General features: G+C 73.3%; 21 protein-coding genes. 11 read left to right on the plus strand and 10 right to left on the minus strand.

Going from position 1 to position 19,294, the window contains the following annotated elements:
- From F4556_RS06920 to fahA, 3 genes are read left to right on the plus strand one after another with little or no spacing between them, the layout of a single operon-like run.
- Entirely contained in the window at positions 1-1,194 is a 1,194-nt protein-coding gene (locus F4556_RS06920; RefSeq protein WP_184912531.1) for a homogentisate 1,2-dioxygenase, read from the plus strand.
- Positions 1,191-1,952 (plus strand): hypothetical protein, encoded by a 762-nt coding sequence (locus tag F4556_RS06925; protein WP_184912532.1) that lies wholly within the window; start codon positions 1,191-1,193, stop codon positions 1,950-1,952. Before F4556_RS06920 ends, F4556_RS06925 begins: the two co-directional genes overlap by 4 nt.
- Positions 1,949-3,163 (plus strand): fumarylacetoacetase, encoded by a 1,215-nt coding sequence (fahA, locus tag F4556_RS06930; RefSeq protein WP_184912534.1) that lies wholly within the window; start codon positions 1,949-1,951, stop codon positions 3,161-3,163. The genes F4556_RS06925 and fahA overlap by 4 nt, the downstream gene beginning before the upstream one ends.
- A 67-nt stretch (positions 3,164-3,230) precedes the next feature.
- Here the strand turns inward: fahA and F4556_RS06935 are convergent, their stop codons facing one another.
- Positions 3,231-4,967 carry a P-loop NTPase fold protein gene (locus F4556_RS06935; protein ID WP_184912536.1) on the minus strand — a complete coding sequence of 579 codons (1,737 nt, stop codon included), beginning with the start codon at positions 4,965-4,967 and terminating at the stop codon, positions 3,231-3,233.
- A 109-nt stretch (positions 4,968-5,076) separates the two neighbouring features.
- Here F4556_RS06935 and F4556_RS06940 point away from each other — a divergent pair, with 109 nt between their 5' ends.
- On the plus strand, positions 5,077-6,114 hold the full coding sequence (locus F4556_RS06940; RefSeq protein WP_184912538.1) for an enoyl-CoA hydratase/isomerase family protein: 1,038 nt from the start codon (positions 5,077-5,079) through the stop codon (positions 6,112-6,114).
- Between the two features lie 7 nt (positions 6,115-6,121).
- Here F4556_RS06940 and F4556_RS06945 read toward each other — a convergent pair whose 3' ends face one another.
- Entirely contained in the window at positions 6,122-6,613 is a 492-nt protein-coding gene (locus tag F4556_RS06945; RefSeq protein ID WP_184912540.1) for an FBP domain-containing protein, read from the minus strand.
- Between the two features lie 71 nt (positions 6,614-6,684).
- On the opposite strand from F4556_RS06945, the gene F4556_RS06950 reads away from it, so the two are divergent.
- The 3 genes from F4556_RS06950 (at position 6,685) to F4556_RS06960 (ending at position 9,042) form a co-directional block, all read left to right on the plus strand.
- Positions 6,685-7,254, plus strand: coding sequence for a TetR/AcrR family transcriptional regulator (locus F4556_RS06950; RefSeq protein ID WP_184912541.1), 570 nt, complete (start codon positions 6,685-6,687; stop codon positions 7,252-7,254).
- Positions 7,255-7,331: 77 nt separating this feature from the next.
- Positions 7,332-8,171: a hypothetical protein gene (locus tag F4556_RS06955; protein ID WP_184912543.1), complete on the plus strand. Its 840-nt coding sequence runs from the start codon at positions 7,332-7,334 to the stop codon at positions 8,169-8,171.
- A gap of 94 nt (positions 8,172-8,265) precedes the next feature.
- On the plus strand, positions 8,266-9,042 hold the full coding sequence (locus tag F4556_RS06960; RefSeq protein WP_184912545.1) for an enoyl-CoA hydratase: 777 nt from the start codon (positions 8,266-8,268) through the stop codon (positions 9,040-9,042).
- Positions 9,043-9,066: 24 nt separating this feature from the next.
- Here F4556_RS06960 and F4556_RS06965 read toward each other — a convergent pair whose 3' ends face one another.
- Complete coding sequence (locus F4556_RS06965) at positions 9,067-9,423, minus strand: winged helix-turn-helix transcriptional regulator (RefSeq protein ID WP_184912547.1); 357 nt, start codon at positions 9,421-9,423, stop codon at positions 9,067-9,069.
- Positions 9,424-9,521: 98 nt separating this feature from the next.
- Here F4556_RS06965 and F4556_RS06970 point away from each other — a divergent pair, with 98 nt between their 5' ends.
- Positions 9,522-10,415 carry an NAD(P)-dependent oxidoreductase gene (locus F4556_RS06970; protein WP_184912549.1) on the plus strand — a complete coding sequence of 298 codons (894 nt, stop codon included), beginning with the start codon at positions 9,522-9,524 and terminating at the stop codon, positions 10,413-10,415.
- A gap of 12 nt (positions 10,416-10,427) precedes the next feature.
- On the opposite strand, the gene F4556_RS06975 is transcribed toward F4556_RS06970, so the two are convergent.
- Positions 10,428-11,837: an amidase gene (locus F4556_RS06975; RefSeq protein ID WP_184912550.1), complete on the minus strand. Its 1,410-nt coding sequence runs from the start codon at positions 11,835-11,837 to the stop codon at positions 10,428-10,430.
- Between the two features lie 70 nt (positions 11,838-11,907).
- Positions 11,908-13,644, minus strand: a complete 1,737-nt coding sequence (locus F4556_RS39375; protein WP_184912552.1) for an NAD-binding protein — start codon at positions 13,642-13,644, stop codon at positions 11,908-11,910.
- 159 nt (positions 13,645-13,803) lie between these two features.
- On the opposite strand from F4556_RS39375, the gene F4556_RS06985 reads away from it, so the two are divergent.
- Positions 13,804-14,451: an HdeD family acid-resistance protein gene (locus F4556_RS06985; RefSeq protein WP_184912554.1), complete on the plus strand. Its 648-nt coding sequence runs from the start codon at positions 13,804-13,806 to the stop codon at positions 14,449-14,451.
- Between the two features lie 5 nt (positions 14,452-14,456).
- Here F4556_RS06985 and F4556_RS06990 read toward each other — a convergent pair whose 3' ends face one another.
- Both F4556_RS06990 and F4556_RS06995 read right to left on the minus strand, forming a co-directional pair.
- The gene (locus F4556_RS06990; RefSeq protein ID WP_184912556.1) at positions 14,457-15,422 is read right to left on the minus strand and encodes a hypothetical protein; all 966 of its coding nucleotides are present in this window, start codon (positions 15,420-15,422) and stop codon (positions 14,457-14,459) included.
- Between the two features lie 130 nt (positions 15,423-15,552).
- The gene (locus F4556_RS06995) at positions 15,553-16,176 is read right to left on the minus strand and encodes a LysE family translocator (protein WP_184912558.1); all 624 of its coding nucleotides are present in this window, start codon (positions 16,174-16,176) and stop codon (positions 15,553-15,555) included.
- 119 nt (positions 16,177-16,295) lie between these two features.
- On the opposite strand from F4556_RS06995, the gene F4556_RS07000 reads away from it, so the two are divergent.
- Entirely contained in the window at positions 16,296-16,766 is a 471-nt protein-coding gene (locus F4556_RS07000; RefSeq protein WP_184912559.1) for an Lrp/AsnC family transcriptional regulator, read from the plus strand.
- On the opposite strand, the gene F4556_RS07005 is transcribed toward F4556_RS07000, so the two are convergent.
- The gene (locus tag F4556_RS07005; RefSeq protein WP_184912561.1) at positions 16,730-17,065 is read right to left on the minus strand and encodes an antibiotic biosynthesis monooxygenase family protein; all 336 of its coding nucleotides are present in this window, start codon (positions 17,063-17,065) and stop codon (positions 16,730-16,732) included. The two genes, F4556_RS07000 and F4556_RS07005, sit on opposite strands and share 37 nt — an antisense overlap.
- Positions 17,066-17,202: 137 nt before the next feature.
- Here F4556_RS07005 and F4556_RS07010 point away from each other — a divergent pair, with 137 nt between their 5' ends.
- Positions 17,203-17,481: a metallothionein gene (locus F4556_RS07010; protein WP_184912563.1), complete on the plus strand. Its 279-nt coding sequence runs from the start codon at positions 17,203-17,205 to the stop codon at positions 17,479-17,481.
- Here the strand turns inward: F4556_RS07010 and F4556_RS07015 are convergent.
- Together F4556_RS07015 and F4556_RS07020 are read right to left on the minus strand one after the other, a co-directional pair.
- Positions 17,459-18,724 carry an ATP-binding protein gene (locus F4556_RS07015; protein ID WP_184912565.1) on the minus strand — a complete coding sequence of 422 codons (1,266 nt, stop codon included), beginning with the start codon at positions 18,722-18,724 and terminating at the stop codon, positions 17,459-17,461. The genes F4556_RS07010 and F4556_RS07015 overlap by 23 nt on opposite strands.
- Before the next feature lie 96 nt (positions 18,725-18,820).
- Positions 18,821-19,285 (minus strand): GNAT family N-acetyltransferase, encoded by a 465-nt coding sequence (locus tag F4556_RS07020; protein WP_184912567.1) that lies wholly within the window; start codon positions 19,283-19,285, stop codon positions 18,821-18,823.
- Positions 19,286-19,294 lie beyond the last annotated feature (9 nt).

Genomic DNA, 19,294 nt, shown 5'->3' on the forward strand with positions numbered 1-19,294 from the left:
ATGGCGCACTACCGGCAGCTGGGCAGCATCCCGCCCAAGCGGCACACCCAGCACCGCACGCCCGAAGGCGGGCTGTACTACGAGGAGTTGATGGGCGAGGAGGGCTTCACCTCGGACTCCTCGCTGCTCTACCACCGGGGCATCCCGTCGGCCATCACGGCCGCCGTGCCGTGGGAGCTGCCCGACCAGCGCACCACCCCCAACCACCCGCTGATCCCCCGTCACCTGAAGCTGCACGAGCTGTTCCAGGGCGAGGAGTGGAAGGACACCGACGTGGTGGCCGGGCGGCGGCTGCTGCTCGGCAACGGTGACGTCCGGATCTCCTACGTGGTGGCCGGGGCGCCGAGCGAGCTGTACCGCAACGGGCTCGGCGACGAGTGCGTGTACATCGAGTCGGGCAGCGGCGTGCTGGAGACGGTGTTCGGCTCGCTGGAGGTCGGCGAGGGCGACTACGTGATCATCCCCCGGGCCACCACGCACCGCTGGGTGCCGGGCCCGGACGCGCCGCTGCGCGCGTACTGCATCGAGGCGAACAGCCACATCACCCCGCCCAAGCGCTACCTCTCCCGGTTCGGCCAGCTGCTGGAGCACGCGCCGTACTGCGAGCGGGACCTGCGCGGGCCGGTCGGGCCGCTGGTGGTCGAGGGCGGCGAGGTCGACGTGCTGGTGAAGCACCGGGGCCCGAACGGCGTGGCCGGCACCAGGTACACGGTGCCGCACCACCCGTTCGACGTGGTCGGCTGGGACGGCTGCCTCTACCCGTACGCGTTCAACATCGCCGACTTCGAGCCGCTCACCGGGCGGATCCACCAGCCGCCGCCGGCCCACCAGGTCTTCGAGGGCAACAACTTCGTGATCTGCAACTTCGTGCCGCGCAAGGTGGACTACCACCCGCTCTCCATCCCGGTGCCGTACTACCACGCCAACGTGGACAGCGACGAGGTGATGTTCTACTGCGGCGGCAACTACGAGGCGCGGAAGGGATCCGGCATCGGCCAGGGCTCGATCTCGCTGCACCCGGGCGGCCACACCCACGGCCCGCAGCCGGGCGCGTACGAGCGCTCGATCGGCGCCGAGTTCTTCGACGAACTCGCCGTCATGGTGGACACCTTCCGCCCGCTGGAGCTGGGCGAGGGTGCCGCCGCGAGCGAGGACGGCAACTACGCCTGGACCTGGTCGGGCGGTCGGCGATGAGCCTGCCCGCGCTGTTCCGAGGACTTTTCGACGACGCGTCGGTCTTTCCGCCGGGAGACCTGCCGCTGGGTGAGGCGGTGCCCGCACACACCGGGCACCGCCTGGCCTGGTACGCCGAGTCGGTCGGCCCGTTCCTCTGCGGAGCGGGCCGGGCCGGTGAACTGTCCGCGCTGCGGCCGGAGTTCCCGGTCGCCCTGGTGCTGGCGCCGGGGAGCTCGACGTACCGGCCGGTGCCGGGGCTGGACGTGGTGGGCGTGGAGGTGGCCGCCTCCGCACTGCCCGAACTGCCCGACGGTGTCCTCGGCGCGCTCGAACTCCCGTACGGCGAGGGCCTGTTCAAGCAGCTCGACCAGCTGGCCGGCACCCCGCACCGGGCCAAGTTCCGCACCGGCGGGCTGACCGCCGGGGCCTTCCCGACGGTGGCCGAGCTGGCCGCCGCGCTGACCGCCTGCGCGGAGCTCGGGGTGCCGTACAAGTGCACCGCGGGTCTGCACAACGCCATCCGGCACACCGACCCGGTGACCGGCTTCGAGCACCACGGCTTCCTCAACGTGCTGCTCGCCGCCGCCGATCCGGCCCGGGCGGCCGAGGCGCTGGCCGAGCGCTCCGGTGCCGTACTCGCCGCCGCCGCACGGGAGTTGACGGAGCCTCAGGTCGCCGTCGCCCGCCGCTCGTTCACCGCCTTCGGCACCTGCTCGATCGCCGAACCGCTCGCCGACCTGGCCGAACTCGGCCTGCTCACCCGGGAGAACCGTTGACCACCAGCTGGCTCGAGTCCGCGCAGGACTCCCCGTTCGGCCTGCACAACCTGCCCTACGGCGTCTTCAGCACCGCCGACCAGCCCGGGCGGCGCCGGATCGGCGTCGCGGTCGGCGACTTCGTGCTGGACGCGGGGGCGGCCGCCCGCGCGGTCGGTGAGCCCTCCGTGCTGCTGGACGCCGACACCCTCAACCCGCTGCTGGCGGCGGGCCGTCCGACCTGGACCGCCGTCCGGGCCGCGCTCACCGCGTGGCTCGGCGACTCCTCGTACCGGGCCGCCGTCTCCCCGCACCTGCACCCGGTCGGCGAGGTCACCCTGCACCTGCCGTTCGAGGTGGCCGACTACGTCGACTTCTACGCCTCCGAGCACCACGCCACCAACCTGGGCAAGATCTTCCGCCCCGGCACCGAGCCGCTCACCCCCAACTGGAAGCACCTGCCGATCGGTTACCACGGCCGGGCCGGGACGATCGTGGTGTCCGGCACGGACGTGGTCCGCCCGAACGGCCAGCGCAAGGCGCCGAGCGAGCCACTGCCCTCGTACGGCCCGAGCCGTCGGCTCGACATCGAGGCCGAGGTGGCCTTCGTGGTCGGCGCGGGCAGCGAGCTCGGCAAGCCGGTCGCGCTGGCCGACTTCCGGGAGCACGTCTTCGGCGTCTGCCTGCTCAACGACTGGTCCGCCCGCGACATCCAGGCCTGGGAGTACGTGCCGCTCGGCCCGTTCCTCGGCAAATCCTTCGCCAGCTCGCTGTCGCCCTGGGTGGTCCCGCTGGACGCGCTGGAGCACGCCCGGGTCAGCCCGCCGCCGCGCGAGTTCGAGCTGCTGCCCTACCTGGACGACCGGGACGGCGAGCCCTGGGGCCTGGACCTCACCCTGACGGTCCGGCTGAATGGCCACGTGATCTCCCGGCCGCCGTTCGCCTCGATGTACTGGACGGCCGCGCAGCAGCTCGCCCACCTCACCGCCAACGGCGCCTCGCTGCGCCCCGGCGACCTGTACGCCTCCGGCACCATCAGCGGCCCCGAGGTGGAGAGCCGGGGAGCGCTGATCGAGCTGACCTGGAACGGCGAGAACCCGGTCAAGCTCCCGGACGGCACCAGCCGCAGCTACCTGGAGGACGGCGACACCGTCACCATCACGGCCACCGCGCCGGGCCCGGACGGGGCGCTGATCTCCTTCGGCGAGGTCACCGGGCGGATCGTGCCCTGACGCTCCGCCACCTGACGCTCCGCCAGCCGCCGCCCCGCTCCCGTCCGAGCGGGGCGGCGGTCCGGGTTCAGCGGGGCGCCGCCTCGATCAGATCCACCAGCATGGTCGCCGACCGGGCCACCAGTGCTCCGGCGTTCTCGGCGTCGATCAACAGCTGCACGTCCCGGGTCTGCGCGTAGACGATCACCCGGCCGGCGAACCCCCGGGCCTTGACGGCCGTGATGCCGTCGATCCCCGCCCGCTTCTCGCTGCCCCGCTTCATATCGGTGATCACCACGTGCGGCTGCCAGGCCAGTTCGGTCAGCGCCTCGGCCGTGCTCTTGACCTGGCGCACCTCGGCCCCGGACCGCCGCAGCTGCTCCGCCAGTCGGTCGTTGTTGGTCGGCACGTCGTCCACCCAGAGCACCCGCGCCCCGCTCAGATTCAGCGCCGGGGCGCCGACCGACTGTGGCGGGGTGCCCCCGTAGACCGACGCCTGCGGCCGGGCCTCCAGCGGCACCGGCAGCGGTACGGTCCGCCGCAGCCAGCCCAACAGGGCTGCGGCGTTCGGCAGTTGTTCCAAGTCCAGGATCAGCCGGACGAACCCCCGGTCGGCCGCCAGCACCGGGTACTCCGGCGGCAGCGCCCGTTCCAGCCGCTCCAGGACGACCGGCCAGGTGTCCGGCAGAGGCAGGTCCAGCCGCTCCGCCAGCGCCGTCAGCCCGGCCGCCTGCGCCGGGTCGAGCTCCTCGCCGCCCCGGCGGACCAGGCCGCGCAGCTCGTAGTAGGCGACGAACTCGGCCACCAGGTCCGGGCTACCCGGCTCGACCAGCGCCCGGTGGAAGTCCGGGTAGAGGTGCTGGAGCAGCACCGACCGGAGCAGCCCCTCCGCGCCGAACTGCTGCCACCCGGCGTCGAGGTGATACTCCATCACGAAACTGTTGATCAGCCGCTTGATCCGCCGGGGGTTGCGGCCCATCCGCTCGGCCAGCAGCGCGGCCAGCGGCGGCGTCAGCAGTCCGGCCGTCCCGGACCGCTGGGCGTAGCTCTCCACCAGCCGCCTGGCCTGCAGCGGATCGATCGGCGGCATCCGGTAGTTGACCTGCACGATCTTCTGCAGGTAGTCCGCGCTGAGGGCCCGCCCGGTGGCCTCCGCGACATCCGCGATCCGGCGCTGGTCGCAGCCCAGCACGAAGGCCAGCCCCGGTACGTCCAGGTAGACCTTGATCGCCTCGCAGACCGCCAGGATGGTCGCGTCCGAGCAGCGGTCCAGGTCGTCCACGAAGACCACCAGCAGCCGCCGCCGGTCCCAACTTCCGGGCGCGGCGGCCCACTCGGTGGCCGACTTGGAGATCAGCTCGCGGATCTGGTTGCGGGCCGCCGCGTCGGCGGCCATCCGCTCCCAGAGCTCGTCCACCATCCGGTCCACCCGGAACACCCCGGCCAGCAGGGTGACCCCGAGCCGCAGCGCCGCGAGCAGCGGGCCGCGGCGGCCGGTGCGGTACCAGACCCGGCGCAGCAGGTTGCGGTCGAAGCGCTGGAGCACCGACTTGATGACGCCTTCCAGGGCGTCGGTGCCGTCCGCCGTCCAGGCGTTGAACCAGACGCACTCGACGGTGCGGTCCACCCCGAGCTCCGCCTCGATCCGGTGCATCAGGCTGCTCTTGCCCATCCCCCAGTCCGCGTCGATCGCGATGGTGAACGGCGTCGCCTCCCGCGAGGCCTGGATCAGCCGCGCCAGCTCCCGGGCCGCCCGGAACGTCCCGAGCACGTCCTCGCCCCCGATGTCGTGCACCGGTTCGTCGTTGAGCAGCGAGAAGTTCAACGCGCACACCCCCCATGGTGATCAGCGGCCTCATCCTAGAGCGGCCGGTCCGCCGGGTACGGTGGCGGGGTTCTCCTGACAGACGGCAAGCGAACGGAGCGGGGCCCCGATGACGACGGATGTGGTGCTGGAGCAGGTCGGCCGCCTTGGCCGGATCACGCTGGACCGGCCCCGGGCGCTGAACTCGCTCACCCACGGGATGCTGCTGGCGATCGAGGAGCGGCTGACCGACTGGGCGTCCGACGACGGCGTCGAGGCCGTGCTGCTGACCGGTGCCGGGGAGCGCGGGCTGTGCGCCGGGGCGGACATCCGGGCGTTGCACGACGACGCCAAGCTGGGCGGTGCGGGCGCCCGGCAGTTCTTCCGGGACGAGTACCGGCTGAACCTGCTGATCTCCCGTTACCCGAAGCCGTACGTCGCGCTGATGGACGGGATCACCATGGGCGGCGGGGTCGGTCTCTCGGCGCACGGCAGCGTCCGGGTGGTCACCGAGCGCTCCACGGTGGCGATGCCGGAGACCCGGATCGGCCTGGTGCCGGACGTCGGCGGCAGCCGGCTGCTCGCGCACGCCCCGGGCGAGCTCGGCACGCATCTCGCGCTCACCGCCGCGTCGATGGGCCCGGGTGACGCGCTGCTCTGCGGCTTCGCCGACCACTTCGTCCCGGTGGCCGCGCTGCCGGGCTTCACCGCCGCGCTGGCCGAGGTGGCCCCGGCCGAGGCGCTGGAGCGGTACGCCGCCGAGGCACCGGAGGCCGTGCTCTCCGGGCAGCGGGAGTGGATCGACGCCTGCTACGCGGCCGACACCGTCGAGGAGATCCTGACCCGGCTGGACGCCGTTGGGATCGCCGAGGCCAAGGAGGCCGCCGAACAGATCAGGGCCAAGTCGCCGACCTCGCTCAAGGTCACCCTGGCCGCGCTGCGCCGGGCCCGGGCGCAGCGCACGCTGGCCGAGACGCTGGACCAGGAGTTCCGGATCTCCTGCGCCGCGCTGGACGCCCCCGACCTGGTCGAGGGCATCCGCGCGCAGGTGGTCGACAAGGACCGCGACCCGCACTGGTCCCCCGCCACCCTGGCCGAGGTGACGGAGCACCAGGTGGCCGGCTTCTTCGCCGACCTGGGCGAGCGGGAACTCGGCCTGTCCCGCTGAGCGGGGATCAGACCGTCACCTTCGCGACGAAGGCCGCGAGGTTGGTCAGGGTCCGCTCGATCTTCTCCTCCAGCGTGATCGACTCGTGCAGGCGCGCACCGGGGCCGGCCTCGCGCTTGCCCCGGACGTACAGCGAGCAGGCCAGGTCGCTGCACATGTAGGCACCCACCGAGTTGCCCTGCTGCCCGGCCTTGCCGGCCCGCGGCGCCACCATCAGCGAGACGCCCCCGCTGTGCGTGGTGACGCACAGCGAGCACATGCTGCGGCGGGCCTGGCCGACCCCGCCGGTCGACAGACGCAGCGCGACCCCGGCCAGGCGGCCGTCCAACTCGGCCACCAGGTAGGCCCGTTCGGGGGCCTGGGGGTCGCGCCAGCCGAGGAAGTCCAGCTCCTCCCAGGGCAGCTCGGGCAGCCCGCGCGGCACGTTCAGGCGCTTGGCCTCACCCTTGGTGCAGTTCACGAAGGAGGCCCGGATCTCTTGCTCAGTCAACGGCTTCATGGGAAGCACGCTAAAGTACCTAGGAGTCCTAGGCAAATGATTAATCAACCAAGCCAAATGGAGGTATACCCATGGCGAGAGTCGGGCTGACCAAGGAACGTCTGACCCAGGCCGGAGCCGAGCTCGCGGACGAGGTCGGCTTCGACAAGGTGACCGTCTCGGCGCTCGCCCGCCGGTTCGGGGTCAAGGACGCCAGCCTGTACTCGCACGTCAGGAACTCCCAGGACCTGAAGACCCGGATCGCCCTGCTCGCCCTGGCCGAGCTCGCCGACCGGGTCGCCGCCGCGCTGGCCGGCCGGTCCGGCAAGGACGCGCTGGCCGCGTTCGCCGACGCCTACCGCGACTACGCCCGGGAGCACCCCGGCCGGTACGCCGCCGCCCAGCTCGAACTCGACCCCGAGACCGCGCTCGCCAGCGCGGCCGGCAAGCACTCCGCGATGACCCGGGCCATCCTGCGCGGCTACCAGCTGGCCGAGCCGGACCAGACGGACGCGGTCCGGCTGCTCGGCAGCACCTTCCACGGCTACGTCACCCTGGAGCAGGCCGGTGCCTTCGGCCACACCGCCCGCGACTCGCAGGCCAGCTGGACCCGGATCCTGGACGCCCTCGACGCCCTGCTGCGCAACTGGCCGGCCGCCTGACCAGCCGTTGCCCGGCACGCCCCGGAGCGTTTGACTGGGAGGTGTCGGCACCGGCTTCGCACGGAGGAGCGCGCACCATGACCAGCGGCCACTCCGTCCCGGGCAAGGCCAGCTTCGCCGAGGCTTACGAGCAGCCCGACCCGCGCGGCTACTTCCGCGCCCTGGGCCCGTACGAGTACGTCACGCCGCACCACGCCCAGCGGGTGTTCCGTCTGCTCACCGCCGCCCGGGAGCCGCGCACGGTGGTCGACCTGTGCTGCTCGTACGGGATCAACGCGGCGCTGCTCAACCACCAGCTGACCCTGACGGAGCTCTACCACCGCTACACCGATCCGGCTCTGGACGACCTCTCCACCCCCGAACTCTCGCTCCGCGACCGGCAGTTCTACGCCGCCCGGCGCCGCCCCGAGGCGGTCCCGGTGATCGGCATCGACGTGGCGAGCGGCCCGGTCGAGTACGCCCGCCGGGCCGGGCTGCTGACCGCCGCGTTCGCCGAGAACCTGGAGCGCGCCGCCCCCTCCCCCGCGCTCCGGGCCACCGTGGCCGACGCCGGTCTGGTCACCGTCACCGGCGGCGTCGGGTACGTCTCCGCCCGGAGCTTCGACCGCCTGCTGGCCTGCGTCGACTCCCCGCCCTGGGTGGCCGCCTTCGTCCTGCGGGCCGTGCCGTACGGGCCGATCGCCGAGGTGCTGGCCGAGTACGGCCTGGTCACCGAGCGGCTCGCCCGGACCTTCCGGCAGCGCCGCTTCACCGGCATCGAGGAGCGGGCCGGCACCCTGCGGGCGGTGCTCGACGCGGGCCTCGACCCGGCCGGTCTGGAGAGCGAGGGGTGGTTCCACGCCGAGCTGTACGTGTCCCGGCCCGCCCCTCAGGTCCGGGCCAGGCCGCTGGCCACCCTGCTGCGCGCCGACACGTGATCACCGTCTCGCATCGCGAGACTGGCGCCCGGGCGGGTCGGTCGGGGATGGTGTCCTCGGCACCGATACCCAAGTACCGAGGGAGTCAACGGCGATGACCGAGTACCAGACGATCCTGGTGGAGCAGAAGGGCCGGGTCGGGCTGATCACGCTCAACCGGCCGGAGGCGCTGAACGCGCTGAACAACCAGCTGATGCGCGAGGTGGTGGCGGCGGCGACCGGCTTCGACCGCGATCCCTCGATCGGCGCGCTGGTGATCACCGGCTCGGAGAAGGCGTTCGCGGCCGGGGCCGACATCAAGGAGATGCAGGGCAACGCGTTCCCCCAGGTCTACCTGGACGACTGGCTCGGCCCCTGGGACGAGCTGGGCCGGCTGCGCAAGCCGGTCGTCGCCGCGGTGGCGGGCTTCGCGCTGGGCGGCGGCTGCGAGTTGGCGATGCTCTGCGACATCCTGATCGCTGCCGACACCGCGAAGTTCGGCCAGCCGGAGATCAAGCTCGGGGTGATCCCCGGCATCGGCGGCTCGCAGCGGCTGACCCGGGCGGTCGGCAAGGCCAAGGCGATGGACCTCTGCCTGACCGGGCGGATGATGGGCGCCGAGGAGGCCGAGCGGGCCGGCCTGGTCTCCCGGATCGTCCCCGCCGCCGACCTCCTCACCGAGGCGCTGGCGACCGCCGAGACGGTGGCCGCGATGTCCGCCCCGGCGGCCGTGATGATGAAGGAGAGCGTCAACCGGGTGTTCGAGACCACGCTCGCCGAGGGCGTCCGGTTCGAACGACGGCTGTTCCACGCGCTGTTCGCCACCGCCGACCAGAAGGAAGGCATGGCCGCCTTCGCCGAGAAGCGCAAGCCGTCCTTCGAGAACCGCTGACCCACCGTCGGACGCGCCCTGGTACTACCGGGGCGCGTCCGGGTGCGGGACGCCGCCGAGGACGTGCTCCCGGCCCCAGGCCCCCAGCGGGGCCAGCGCCGCGTTGAGCCGCGCCCCCGTCGGCGTCAGCGAGTACTCCACCCGCGGTGGCACCTCCTGGTACGACTCGCGGTGCACCACGCCGTCCGCCTCCAGCTCGCGCAGGTGGGCGGCGAGCACCTTCTCGGTGATGCCCGGCACCAGCCGGCGCAGCTCACCGAAGCGGCAGCTCCCGCGCTCGTCCAGCGCCCAGAGGATCAGCACCTTCCACTTGCCGCCGATCACGTCCATCGCGGCGTCGATCCCGCACACGTACGGTCCTGGCCTCGGCACCGTCGCCATACCCCCACCTCTCCGACCTGGATGCTGACCCCAGGGTAACCACCCACTTCCGAGTGCGTACTTGATCACCCGTCGGGTCGGCGGCGAGGCTGATCCACATGGCACAGAACATCATTCAGAAGACCACCCCCACCTCCCTCACCCTGCTCGGCACCGGCGCGATGGGCGCCGCGTTCGCCCGGACCTGGCTCGCCGCCGGGCACCCGGTCACCGTCTGGAACCGCACCCCCGCCCGGGCCGAACCGCTCGCCGCCCTGGGCGCCACCGTCGCCGCCACCGCCGCCGAGGCGGTCGCCGCCAGCCGGCTGGTGGTCGTCTGCCTGCTCGACGACGCCTCCGTGGAGAAGGCGCTGTCCGGCCTGGACCTGTCCGGCAAGGATCTCGTCAACCTGGTCACCAGCACCCCCGGTGAGGCCCGCGCCCGCGCGGCCTGGGCCCGCGAGCGCGGTGCCCGCTACCTGGACGCCGGGATCATGGCCGTCCCGCCGATGATCGGCGTCCCGGCGGCCGGCGGGTACGTCTTCTACAGCGGCTCGGCGGAGCTCTTCGAGGAGCACCGGGAGACCCTCGCGGTGCCGGTCGGCACCGCCTACGTCGGCGCGGACGCGGGCTTCGCCGCGCTGCACGACGTCGCGCTGCTGAGCGCGATGTACGGCATGTTCGCCGGGCTCACGCACGCCTTCGCGCTGCTGCGCGCGGAGTCCGTGCCGCCGACCGCGGCCGCCCCGCTGCTGAGCGGCTGGCTCACCGCGATGACGCAGTCGGTGCGGACCACCGCCGAGCAGCTGGAGGGCGGCGACTACACCAAGGACGTCGTCTCCAACCTCGCCATGCAGGTCGCGGGCACCCCCACCTTCCTGCGCACCGCCGAGGAGCAGGGCGTCAGCCCCGAACTCCTCACGCCCTTCTTCGACCTGATGGGCCGTCGGCTCGCGGAGGGCGGCGGCGCGGAGGACCTGACCGGCCTCGTCGACCTGCTCCGCTCCGCCTGACCCTCTGCGGGATCAGTCCTGGATCCGCCGCCAGGGCCGGTCCTGCTCCAGTTCGAACGCCAGCTCCAGCAGCCGCCGTTCCTCGCCGTGCGGGGCCAGCAGGTGCACCCCGATCGGCCGGCCGTCGGCGGTCTCGCCGGTGGGCAGCGAGATGGCGGGCGCACCGGTCACGTTGTTCACGGGGGTGAAGGCGACGTACCGGCGCAGCCGCCCGATCAGCTCCTCGAACGGCACGTTCGGGCTCAAGTGGCCGATCGGCGGCGCGACATGGGCGAGCACCGGACAGAGGATCAGGTCGTACTCGGCGAACATCCCGGCGTACGCCTGCTCCGCCTGCCGCAGGCGGCGCACCACCCCCGGGGTCTTCAGGAACTCGCGCCGGAAGCTGCGCCGCAGCCCCTGGGTGAGGCCGTCCAGCCGGCGGGCCTGGAAGCCCCGGTCGAGCACCAGCTTGCCGGTGGCGGCGATCAGGAACGCGATGTAGCCCCAGTACAGGGTGAAGTCCTGGGCGAACTGCTCGCCGAACGGCAGCACGGCCGGCTCGACCCGATGCCCGAGGGCCTCCAGCCGGGCCGCCGTCCGCTCGACCGCCTGCCGGGTCTGCTGGTCGGTGACCGCGGCCTCGAGCGGCGAGTCCAGCACCAGGCCGATCCGCAGCCGCCGTTCGCCCGATCCCGCCACCAGGCCCAGCGGCGGCAGAGCCGGGTTGCGGTACTGCTGCTCGGCGGCCGCGAAGAAGGCGGCGGTGTCCCGGACCGTCCGGGTCAGCACACCGTCGGTGATCAGGTCGATCGGCAGCCGACGGCCCTGGTCGTTGAGCACCAGCCGGCCCCGGGTCGGCTTCAGGCCGACCAGCCCGCAGCAGGCCGCCGGGATCCGGATCGAGCCGCCGCCGTCGTTGGCGTGCGCGATCGGCACCACCCCGGCGGCCACCAGCGCGGCCGCGCCGCCGGAGGAGGCGCCCGGCGAGTGCGAGGGCTGCCAGGGGTTGCGCACCGGCTCGGCGGCGGCGTACTCGGTGGAGGCGTTCAGGCCGAACTCGGGCAGCCGGGTCTTGCCCAGCACGGTCAGCCCGGTGCCGAGCAGCTGCTCCGCGAAGCCGGCCGTCCGGCGCGCGGGGCGGGCCCGGAAGGCGGCGCTGCCCTGCCCGGTCGGCATGCCCCGCAGGTCGACGTTGTCCTTCAGGAAGGTCGGCACCCCGGCCAGCGCGGCCGCCGGGCCCGACCGCCCGACCCGCGGGGTCAGGTACGCCTCGAACGCGACCGGGGCCAGTCGCCCGTCCACCTGCTCGGCCCGCGCCACGGCGGCCTCCGCCAGTTCCTCGGCGCTGACCTCCCCGGCCCGTACCGCCGCCGCCAGCGCCACCGCGTCGTGCTCGCCCAACGCGTCGTCCCCGAACGCGTGCACCCGCTCGCCCGTCATCCGAACTCCCCTGTCCTACCGGCCAGTAGTCTCGCGAGCTCAGCAGCATAGGGCTTGTCGGACGCCCGCGTCAGACCGCCGTCTGACCGGTGTTCAGCCGGGCCAGGCCGCTGCGGGTGGCGGCCACCAGGATGTGGTCGCCCTCGCCCAGCGGGCGGGCCCGGTCGGGGTAGTTCCACTGGTACTCGTCGGGGAGCCGGGCCAGCCGGACGGCCACCACCCGGACACCGCCGGGCTCCTCCAGGTCGTGCACGCTGCGCCCGGCCAGGCCGGAGCCGGTCTCCGCCGTCAGCTCGGCGATCAGCAGCACCCGGCGGTACACCGAGAGCGTCCCGAGCACCTCACGGCCCATCAGGGCGGCGGCGAACCCCGGTGCGGAGAGGTACGACATCGAGCGCGAGACCACGTTGCCGAGCGTCGCGTACACCTGGTGCGCGAAGTCGTCGTCGAACAGCCGCAGGATCATCCGCACCCCGGGCTGCAGGGCCCTGGCCTCCAGCGCCACCTCCAGGTTGGCCGCGTCGTCCCGGGTCACCGAGACCACCGCGCGGGCGTACTGCGCCCTGGCCCGGAGCAGCTGCCCGGCCAACGGGGCGTCACCGACCAGCACCGGTACGCCCAGCGCCCGCATCGCCGCGATCCCCCGGGACTGCGGGTCGCGCTCGATGCAGACCACCGGCACCCCGGACTCCCGGACCATGCCGGCCACCCGGGTGCCGAGGTGGTTCAGCCCGACCACCACCACGTGGTCCCTGGTGCCCGCGCCGGGCGCCCTGGGCAGGCCGCGCCGGCCGCTGGCCAGCGCCTCCACCGCGATCGCGGTGGCCACCGGCACGAAGGTGATGCCGCAGAAGGTGATCACCACCTGGGCGATCCGCTGCCAGCCGCCGCCCGGCATGGTCTCCCCCGGCTGGTCCGGGCTGGCCGCGCCCGCCATGTCCAGCAGGGTGTAGTAGAGCGCCCAGCCCAGGTGCCCGGTGGAGTACCAGATCACCGCGCCGCTGAGCAGCACCGCCACCACCGCGATGGTGAGCAGCAGCCGCAGCCGGGCGCTGGTGAAGAACCGCAGGGTGTCCAGCAGCCACCAGCGCACCCTGGCCCACCAGGGGATCCGCATCGGCGGCTCCCCGGTCAGCGCCTGCAGGGCGGCGATCCCGCCGCGCTGCTCGTGCTCCTCCCGCGACCGCGGCCCGTACTCCCCCTCGTCCCCGAACCGGCGGGCCAGCGCGATGAACTCGGCCGCCCGCCCGGCGGTCTGCGGCAGCAGCCGCATCCGGCCCAGGTCCTGCGGGTCGATCCGGTCGGCGACCACGCAGAGCTGGTTGTCCTGGATCTCGCCGTCGTACGCGACGTACAGGTACCGGCTGCCCACCCGGACCGAGTTGGGCCGGTCCAGCGCGCCGTTGGCGAAGGCGGGCGCGGCGGTGGCCGAGCCGGAGAGCGCCGCGCAGTTCGGCAGCAGCCGCTCCAGGTGCTCGCCGAGGCGGTGGTTGAACATCCGCAGCACGATCCGGATGCCGGGGTTGCGGTTCTGGGCGGCCAGCGCGGCGTGGATGTTCCCCTCGTCGCTGCCGTCCACCAGCGCGATGCCACCCGCCGTCTCGATCCCGCAGGCGCGCAGCGCCTCGGCCGAGACGGTGGCGTACTCGTGCACGGCGGACAGCCCGGGCAGCTGGCTGATCTGCGGTCCGTGATCCTGCGTCAGGTCCGGCACCAGGGCGACCACCGGGACCTCGTACTGCTCGATCAGCTCCCGGATCAGCCGGTGGGCGAGCGCGTTGCCACCGCACACGACGTAGTGACTCACCGGCCCCCCGACCCTTGCTGCTCCGCAGTCCTCTGACCCCGATCATATCGAGCGGGGTGTCCGCCGGATGTCGGGACGGCGGCTGAGGGGCCATCAGTTCGTGTCCCCCGAACGGCCGCGCTCACCCGGCGGGGCCCGGCGCGCGCCGGAAGAGTGGGGATGATCAACACCACTGCCCGTCAGGAGACCGCCATGGCCAACCCGCACGATCCCAACGCGCTCCCTCCGCTGGAAGGCCAGGTGCTGGAGGGCCCGGTGCAGCGGCTGGCACACGCCGCCTGGCAGGCGCTGCTCGCGGCGGGCATCGCCTCGCTGATCCTCGGCGTGATCGTCTTCGTCTGGCCGAAGCAGACCCTGTGGGTGGTCGGCGTGCTGTTCGGCCTCTACCTGCTGATCATCGGCGTCGTGCAGCTGGTCGCCGCGTTCGGCACCCACGCCTCCACCGCGATGCGGGTGCTGGCCTTCATCAGCGGCGCGATCTGCGTGCTGCTGGGGCTGCTCTGCTTCCGCAGCGCCGTGCAGTCGGTGCTGCTGCTGGCGATCTGGATCGGCATCGGCTGGCTGTTCCGCGGCATCACCCAGCTCGCGGCGGCCGCCTCCGACCCGGCGATGCCCGCCCGTGGCTGGCAGTTCTTCGGCGGCGCGGTCAACACCCTGGCCGGGATCCTGCTGATGGTCTGGCCGGCCCACTCGGTCACCGCGCTCACCGTCCTGGCCGGCTGCGGCCTGCTGGTGCTCGGCATCGTCGAGATCGCCACCGCCCTCCAGGTCCGCAGCCGCGCGAAGGAGCTCCCCTCGGGCGTCTGACCTCGCTACCCGGCCGGGAACACCTTCCGCCAGCCGCCGGCCGCCGCCACCGAGTCGGCGTAGCCGAGCGCGCCGACCCGGGCGGCCGCCCCCTGGTAGTCGACCTGGACCCGGACCTTCGGGAAGTCCGCGACGAAGGCCGCGATCGCGGTCCGCCCCGCCGAGGTCGGCCCCTGCTCGCAGTCCAGCACCAGGTCGCCCGAGCCGACGTTGCGGATGAACTGCGGGAAGGTCCGCTCGTTGAACTGCTGCCCGGGGGCGATGGTGTCCCAGACCGCCTTCGCCACCACGTCGAGCGCGGCGGTCACCTCGTCCGGGTTGCCCTGCTGCCGGGCCGCCGGGTAGCGGTACGAGGTGTACGGCTGTCCGGCGACGGCCGTGGCGGCGGCGGCCACCCGCGGGCCGCCCGTGAACTGCGCCCGCAGGGTCGCGGTGGCGGCCGGGACCGGGATGCCCGGGTAGGTCTTGCGCCAGTCCTTGTTGGGCAGCTCCTCCGCGTCGCCGATGCCGTACACGCCGCTGAGCCCGCCGCCCGCCTCCATCAGGCGGGCCGTGCCGCCGCCCCGGACGGCGTTCCGGTAGGTGATCTCGAAGGTGACGGCCGGGAAGTCCTGGCGCAGCCGCCGGAACACGTCCCGGCAGGAGTGGCAGGGACCGAAGGTGGAGAACAGCGTCACCAGGCCGCGGCGGACCCGGCCGATCCGGGCGCGGTACTCGTCGTCGCTGGTGCAGCCGAGCTGGGCGTAGATCCGGTTGGCGAGGATGTTCATCGCCTGCTTCTCGGCGTCCTGGTCGTGCCGGTTGCCGCCGAGCGTGGTGCCGGCCGGCTCGGGCAGCCCGTGGTAGTAGGTGTTGACCAGTTTCTGGTGGGACTCGGTGTCGATCCGGCCGGTGAGTGCGGCCGCCCCGATGAAGGTCAGGTCGTACTCGAGCCGGCAGCTGTTGGCGGTTCCGGAACTGGCTGTGCTCATCAGGCCCCCTGGTACCGGTGGTGTGCGGGACGCGGCCGGGCTCCCCCCTGGCCGTCTCCGAGCGTCCCAGCGCGGTGACGGACCGTCAACGGTCGTACAGGAGCACTCCGGCCGGCCCACGCGCCCCCGGTCAGGCCGTCGCGGTCGCCCCGGCCACCAGCAGCAGCAGGACGGCGGAGACCGCCGTCAACCGCCGCGCCGCGACCGGGGTGCCCGCCAGCGAGCCGCCGAGCCGGGCGGCGGTCACGGCGACCGCGCCGTACACCGCCGCGCAGCAGAGCACGTTCAGGCTGCCGAGCGCGAGCACCTGGCCGCCGACCGGCACCGCGCTGTCCGGCTCGACGAACTGCGGCACCAGCGACAGGTAGAGCAGCAGCCCCTTCGGGTTGAGCAGCGCGGTCAGCATGCTCTGCCGCAGCACCGTGCCGGTGGACTGGGCGGGGGCGGGCGGCAGCTGACCGCCCGTCCGGCGCAGGCCGAGCAGCATGGTGACGGCCAGCACCGCGAGGTACGCCGCCCCGGCCCAGCGCAGCGCGGGCAGCGCGGCGGGCACCGCCCGCAGGGCGGCGGCCAGGCCGGCCGAGGAGAGCGCGGTGTGCACCGCGTACCCGGCGCAGACCCCGGCCACCGCGAGCAGCGCCGCCCGGCGGCCCTGGCCGAGGCCGCGCGCGGCGATGTAGAGCCAGTCGGGCCCTGGGGTGAGGACGAGCAGCAGGTCCACGCCGAGGAAGAGCAGCAGGGTGTGCGGTGCCATGGTGCGGTGGGGCTCCTCGGTCGGATCGCGGTGTCGATCTCCGAAGGTAGGCGGAACGCCCCGGCAGCCGATGGCCACTTCGTGCTCGTCCGGGCGGCGGAATGGCACAATATTGCGCCATGGACCGAATCGACCGCAGAATCCTGCACGAGCTCCAGCGGGACGGCCGGCTCACCAACGCCGAGCTCGCCGCCCGGGTGGACCTGACCCCCTCCCCGTGCCTGCGCCGGGTCCGGCAGCTGGAGCAGGACGGGGTGATCCTCGGCTACCGCGCCCTGCTCGACGGGGCGGCCCTGGACCGGGGCTTCCAGCCCTTCGTGACCATCGTGATGCGGCACGAGGACAAGGCGACGGTGGCCGACTTCGAGCGCCAGGTCGCCGCGCTGCCCGAAGTGGTCGAGGCGCACCGCCTGTTCGGCGACCCGGACTACCTGCTGCGGATCGCGGTGGCGGACATCGCGGCGTACGAGCGGTTCATCACCGACGTGCTGTCCGGGCTGCCCGGGATCGCCCAGGTGAACTCACATCTGACGATGAAACGGGTGAAGGCCGATCAGGGACTGCCGACGGGCGCCGACCGGTCCCGCTGAAGCAGCGTCGGCCGGAAGTGCGAGACGGTCGGCGGGTGCTCCAGGTAGCCGAACTCGCCCTCCGCCCAGACCGGCCTGATCCGCCACATCGGCCCGGCGTACGCCCGCACCGCCGCCTCGTCCCGCCAGCGGGTCAGCAGCAGCACCCGGTGGTCCAGCTCGGTCACCGACCGCAGCAGCTCGGCGCCCTCGAACCCGTCGGTGTCCCGCAGCGCGGGGAGCACCTCGTCGCACAGCCTGGTGCAGAACTCGTCCACCCGTCGGGGCGCCACCTGCGCCTCCCAGATCCGGACGATCATCTCGACCACCTCCGAGCCACTGCCTCCAGTATCCGTTCGGCCGCGTGCCGATTGCCGGGCCGGGCCGCCGCCCGGAGATTGGAGACAGCGCGGCCGAGCCCGGCCGGGCACACCCCGCCGAGAGACGGAGCTCCCCCATGGCGGTCTGCGCGACCTGCGGCAACGACTACTGGCTGGCCTTCGAGATCAAGACCATCACCGGCGACAGCTACACCTTCGACAGCTTCGAGTGCGCGATGGAGAAGCTGGCGCCGCGCTGCGAGTACTGCGAGGTGCGGATCGTCGGCCACGGCGTCGAGGTCTCCGGCAAGTTCTTCTGCTGCGCCAACTGCGCCCGCCGCGACGGCGGCCTGGGCGAGCAGATCCGCGACGCGGTGGGCACTCACCCCGGGGTCACACCCGGGCGTGCGAAGTGATGTCGGCGGTGAAGTCCTCGATCATCGCGGGCGTGACGGTCGGGCGGCACTGGCCGATCGCCGTCAGGTAGTCGCCGGTGGTGGCGCCTGCCGGACCGTCACCCGCCAGGTCCCGTTCGAAGGCGGCCTGGGCCGCGCTGCGGGCGGCGTGCTCGATGTCGGCCGGGGTGAACAGCTCGCTGTGCTCGACCAGCCGGTCCAGCTCCACTCCGGCCCGGCCCTCGGCGTACCGGGCCCAGATCGCCTCCCTGGCCACCGGGTCGGGCGTACCGATCGGGATCAGGTAGTCGAACCGGCCGTGCCGGAGGAAAGCCGGGTCGAGCGAGCGGATCGAGTTGGTCGCACAGACCAGCAGCCGCTCCTCGCCCTCCCGGAAGCCCGGGATCAGCTTGAGCAGTTCGTTGGTCACCCCGTGCAGCCCGGACTGCACCCCTTCGCCGCGGACCGGCGCGATCTCCTCCACCTCGTCGATGAAGACCAGCACCCGCTCCAGCTCGGCGATCCGCCCGAAGGCCGTCCGCAGCGCCGCCGCGAGGTTGCCCTCGTCGGCCAGCCGGGACGGCAGCAGCTCGACGAACGGCCAGCCCAGCCGGGAGGCCATCGCCCGGGCGAAGGTGGTCTTGCCGGTGCCGGGCGGCCCGAACAGCGCGATTGCCCGGGGCGGCCGCACCCCGTGCCGGGCGGCCCGCTCCGGCTCGGCCAGCGGCTGCACCACCCGACGCTCGATCAGGTCCTTCTCCGCCGCCATCCCGGCCACCTTGCCCCACAGGTCGCCCGGCAGCAGCCGGCCGCCCAGCTCCTCCAGCGCGTTGCCGCCCGGGCCGGTCGGCTCGGCCTTCTCGAAGTACGCGACGGCCGGCCGCCGGGTGTACCCGGCGTTCCGCAGTCCCTCGCCGAGCAGCTCCTCCTCCGGCAGCACGTACGCGATCCGGCGCACCCGTCGCTCCAGCAGGCGCCGCTCCAACTCCCGGAGCAGGGCGCTGGCCAGCCCCCGGCCGCGCCAGGCCGGGGCGATCGCGATCCGCATCACCCAGGCCCGGTCGCCCGCCAGGTGCGCCAGCGCCGCGCCGATCGGCACGCCCCGGCTGACGGCCACCACGGCGGGCTGACGGGAGGTCAGCGCGGTGATGCACTCGGCCAGCGAGTACACCGACTCCTGGCCCAGCTCGGCCGTAGTGTCGATCAGGTGCACCACCGCGGCCAGGTCGTCCTCGCGGTAGTCGTGAATCAGCCACTCGTTCATGCCCCGGAACGCTAGGGCCCCGCCCCCTCGACGGCTCCCCGCCGGAACGGACAAGCCGCGCCGCGAAACCGTACGCGACGCCGCTTGCTCCCGCTGCTACAGCTCCAGGTCGGCGACGGTCTGGCCGCCGCTCTGCTCGCCGGTGGGGCGGAAGCCGAGGCCGAGGTAGAAGCCCTCCGGGCCGTGCTCGCCCGGGTGCCAGGTGACGGTCAGCCGGGTGCCGCCCCGGCGGCGGATCTCCTCGGCCACCGCGTGCACCGCGAACTTCCCGTAGCCGTGGCCCTGTTCGGCGGCGGCGATGTTGAGCCGCCAGAGGCCGGAGCGGATGTCGGTGCCCCCGTCCCCGCGCCAGTCGATGTCCAGGAAGGCCATCACGAAGCCGACCACCCGCTCGCCGTCCACGATCGCCCGCGGCCAGGCCACCCCGGGGTGCACGTACGCCTCGGCCAGCGACTTGACCACCGGGGAGACCGCGACCTCCTGCTCCGGGTGCACCTGCACGGCCAGCACGGCGTCCAGGTTGTCGGCGGTGACCGGTACGAGGCGGGGTGAAGTCGTCATGCCGGGCAC

The sequence above is a fragment of the Kitasatospora gansuensis genome, assembly GCF_014203705.1.
Classification (GTDB): domain Bacteria; phylum Actinomycetota; class Actinomycetes; order Streptomycetales; family Streptomycetaceae; genus Kitasatospora; species Kitasatospora gansuensis.

Excerpts from the sequence above, each read along its gene's own strand:
- F4556_RS06925 (WP_184912532.1), top strand. The coding sequence starts at position 1,191 with ATGAGCCTGCCCGCGCTGTTCCGAGGACTTTTCGACGACGCGTCGGTC.
- F4556_RS06955 (WP_184912543.1), top strand. The coding sequence starts at position 7,332 with ATGACCAGCGGCCACTCCGTCCCGGGCAAGGCCAGCTTCGCCGAGGCT.
- F4556_RS07020 (WP_184912567.1), bottom strand. The coding sequence starts at position 19,285 with ATGACGACTTCACCCCGCCTCGTACCGGTCACCGCCGACAACCTGGAC.
- F4556_RS07005 (WP_184912561.1), bottom strand. The coding sequence starts at position 17,065 with ATGATCGTCCGGATCTGGGAGGCGCAGGTGGCGCCCCGACGGGTGGAC.
- F4556_RS06920 (WP_184912531.1), top strand. The coding sequence starts at position 1 with ATGGCGCACTACCGGCAGCTGGGCAGCATCCCGCCCAAGCGGCACACC.
- F4556_RS06960 (WP_184912545.1), top strand. The coding sequence starts at position 8,266 with ATGACCGAGTACCAGACGATCCTGGTGGAGCAGAAGGGCCGGGTCGGG.
- F4556_RS06940 (WP_184912538.1), top strand. The coding sequence starts at position 5,077 with ATGACGACGGATGTGGTGCTGGAGCAGGTCGGCCGCCTTGGCCGGATC.
- F4556_RS06985 (WP_184912554.1), top strand. The coding sequence starts at position 13,804 with ATGATCAACACCACTGCCCGTCAGGAGACCGCCATGGCCAACCCGCAC.
- F4556_RS06945 (WP_184912540.1), bottom strand. The coding sequence starts at position 6,613 with ATGAAGCCGTTGACTGAGCAAGAGATCCGGGCCTCCTTCGTGAACTGC.
- F4556_RS06975 (WP_184912550.1), bottom strand. The coding sequence starts at position 11,837 with ATGACGGGCGAGCGGGTGCACGCGTTCGGGGACGACGCGTTGGGCGAG.
- F4556_RS06995 (WP_184912558.1), bottom strand. The coding sequence starts at position 16,176 with ATGGCACCGCACACCCTGCTGCTCTTCCTCGGCGTGGACCTGCTGCTC.
- F4556_RS07000 (WP_184912559.1), top strand. The coding sequence starts at position 16,296 with ATGGACCGAATCGACCGCAGAATCCTGCACGAGCTCCAGCGGGACGGC.
- F4556_RS07010 (WP_184912563.1), top strand. The coding sequence starts at position 17,203 with ATGGCGGTCTGCGCGACCTGCGGCAACGACTACTGGCTGGCCTTCGAG.
- F4556_RS06970 (WP_184912549.1), top strand. The coding sequence starts at position 9,522 with ATGGCACAGAACATCATTCAGAAGACCACCCCCACCTCCCTCACCCTG.
- F4556_RS06990 (WP_184912556.1), bottom strand. The coding sequence starts at position 15,422 with ATGAGCACAGCCAGTTCCGGAACCGCCAACAGCTGCCGGCTCGAGTAC.
- F4556_RS07015 (WP_184912565.1), bottom strand. The coding sequence starts at position 18,724 with ATGAACGAGTGGCTGATTCACGACTACCGCGAGGACGACCTGGCCGCG.
- F4556_RS06965 (WP_184912547.1), bottom strand. The coding sequence starts at position 9,423 with ATGGCGACGGTGCCGAGGCCAGGACCGTACGTGTGCGGGATCGACGCC.
- F4556_RS06950 (WP_184912541.1), top strand. The coding sequence starts at position 6,685 with ATGGCGAGAGTCGGGCTGACCAAGGAACGTCTGACCCAGGCCGGAGCC.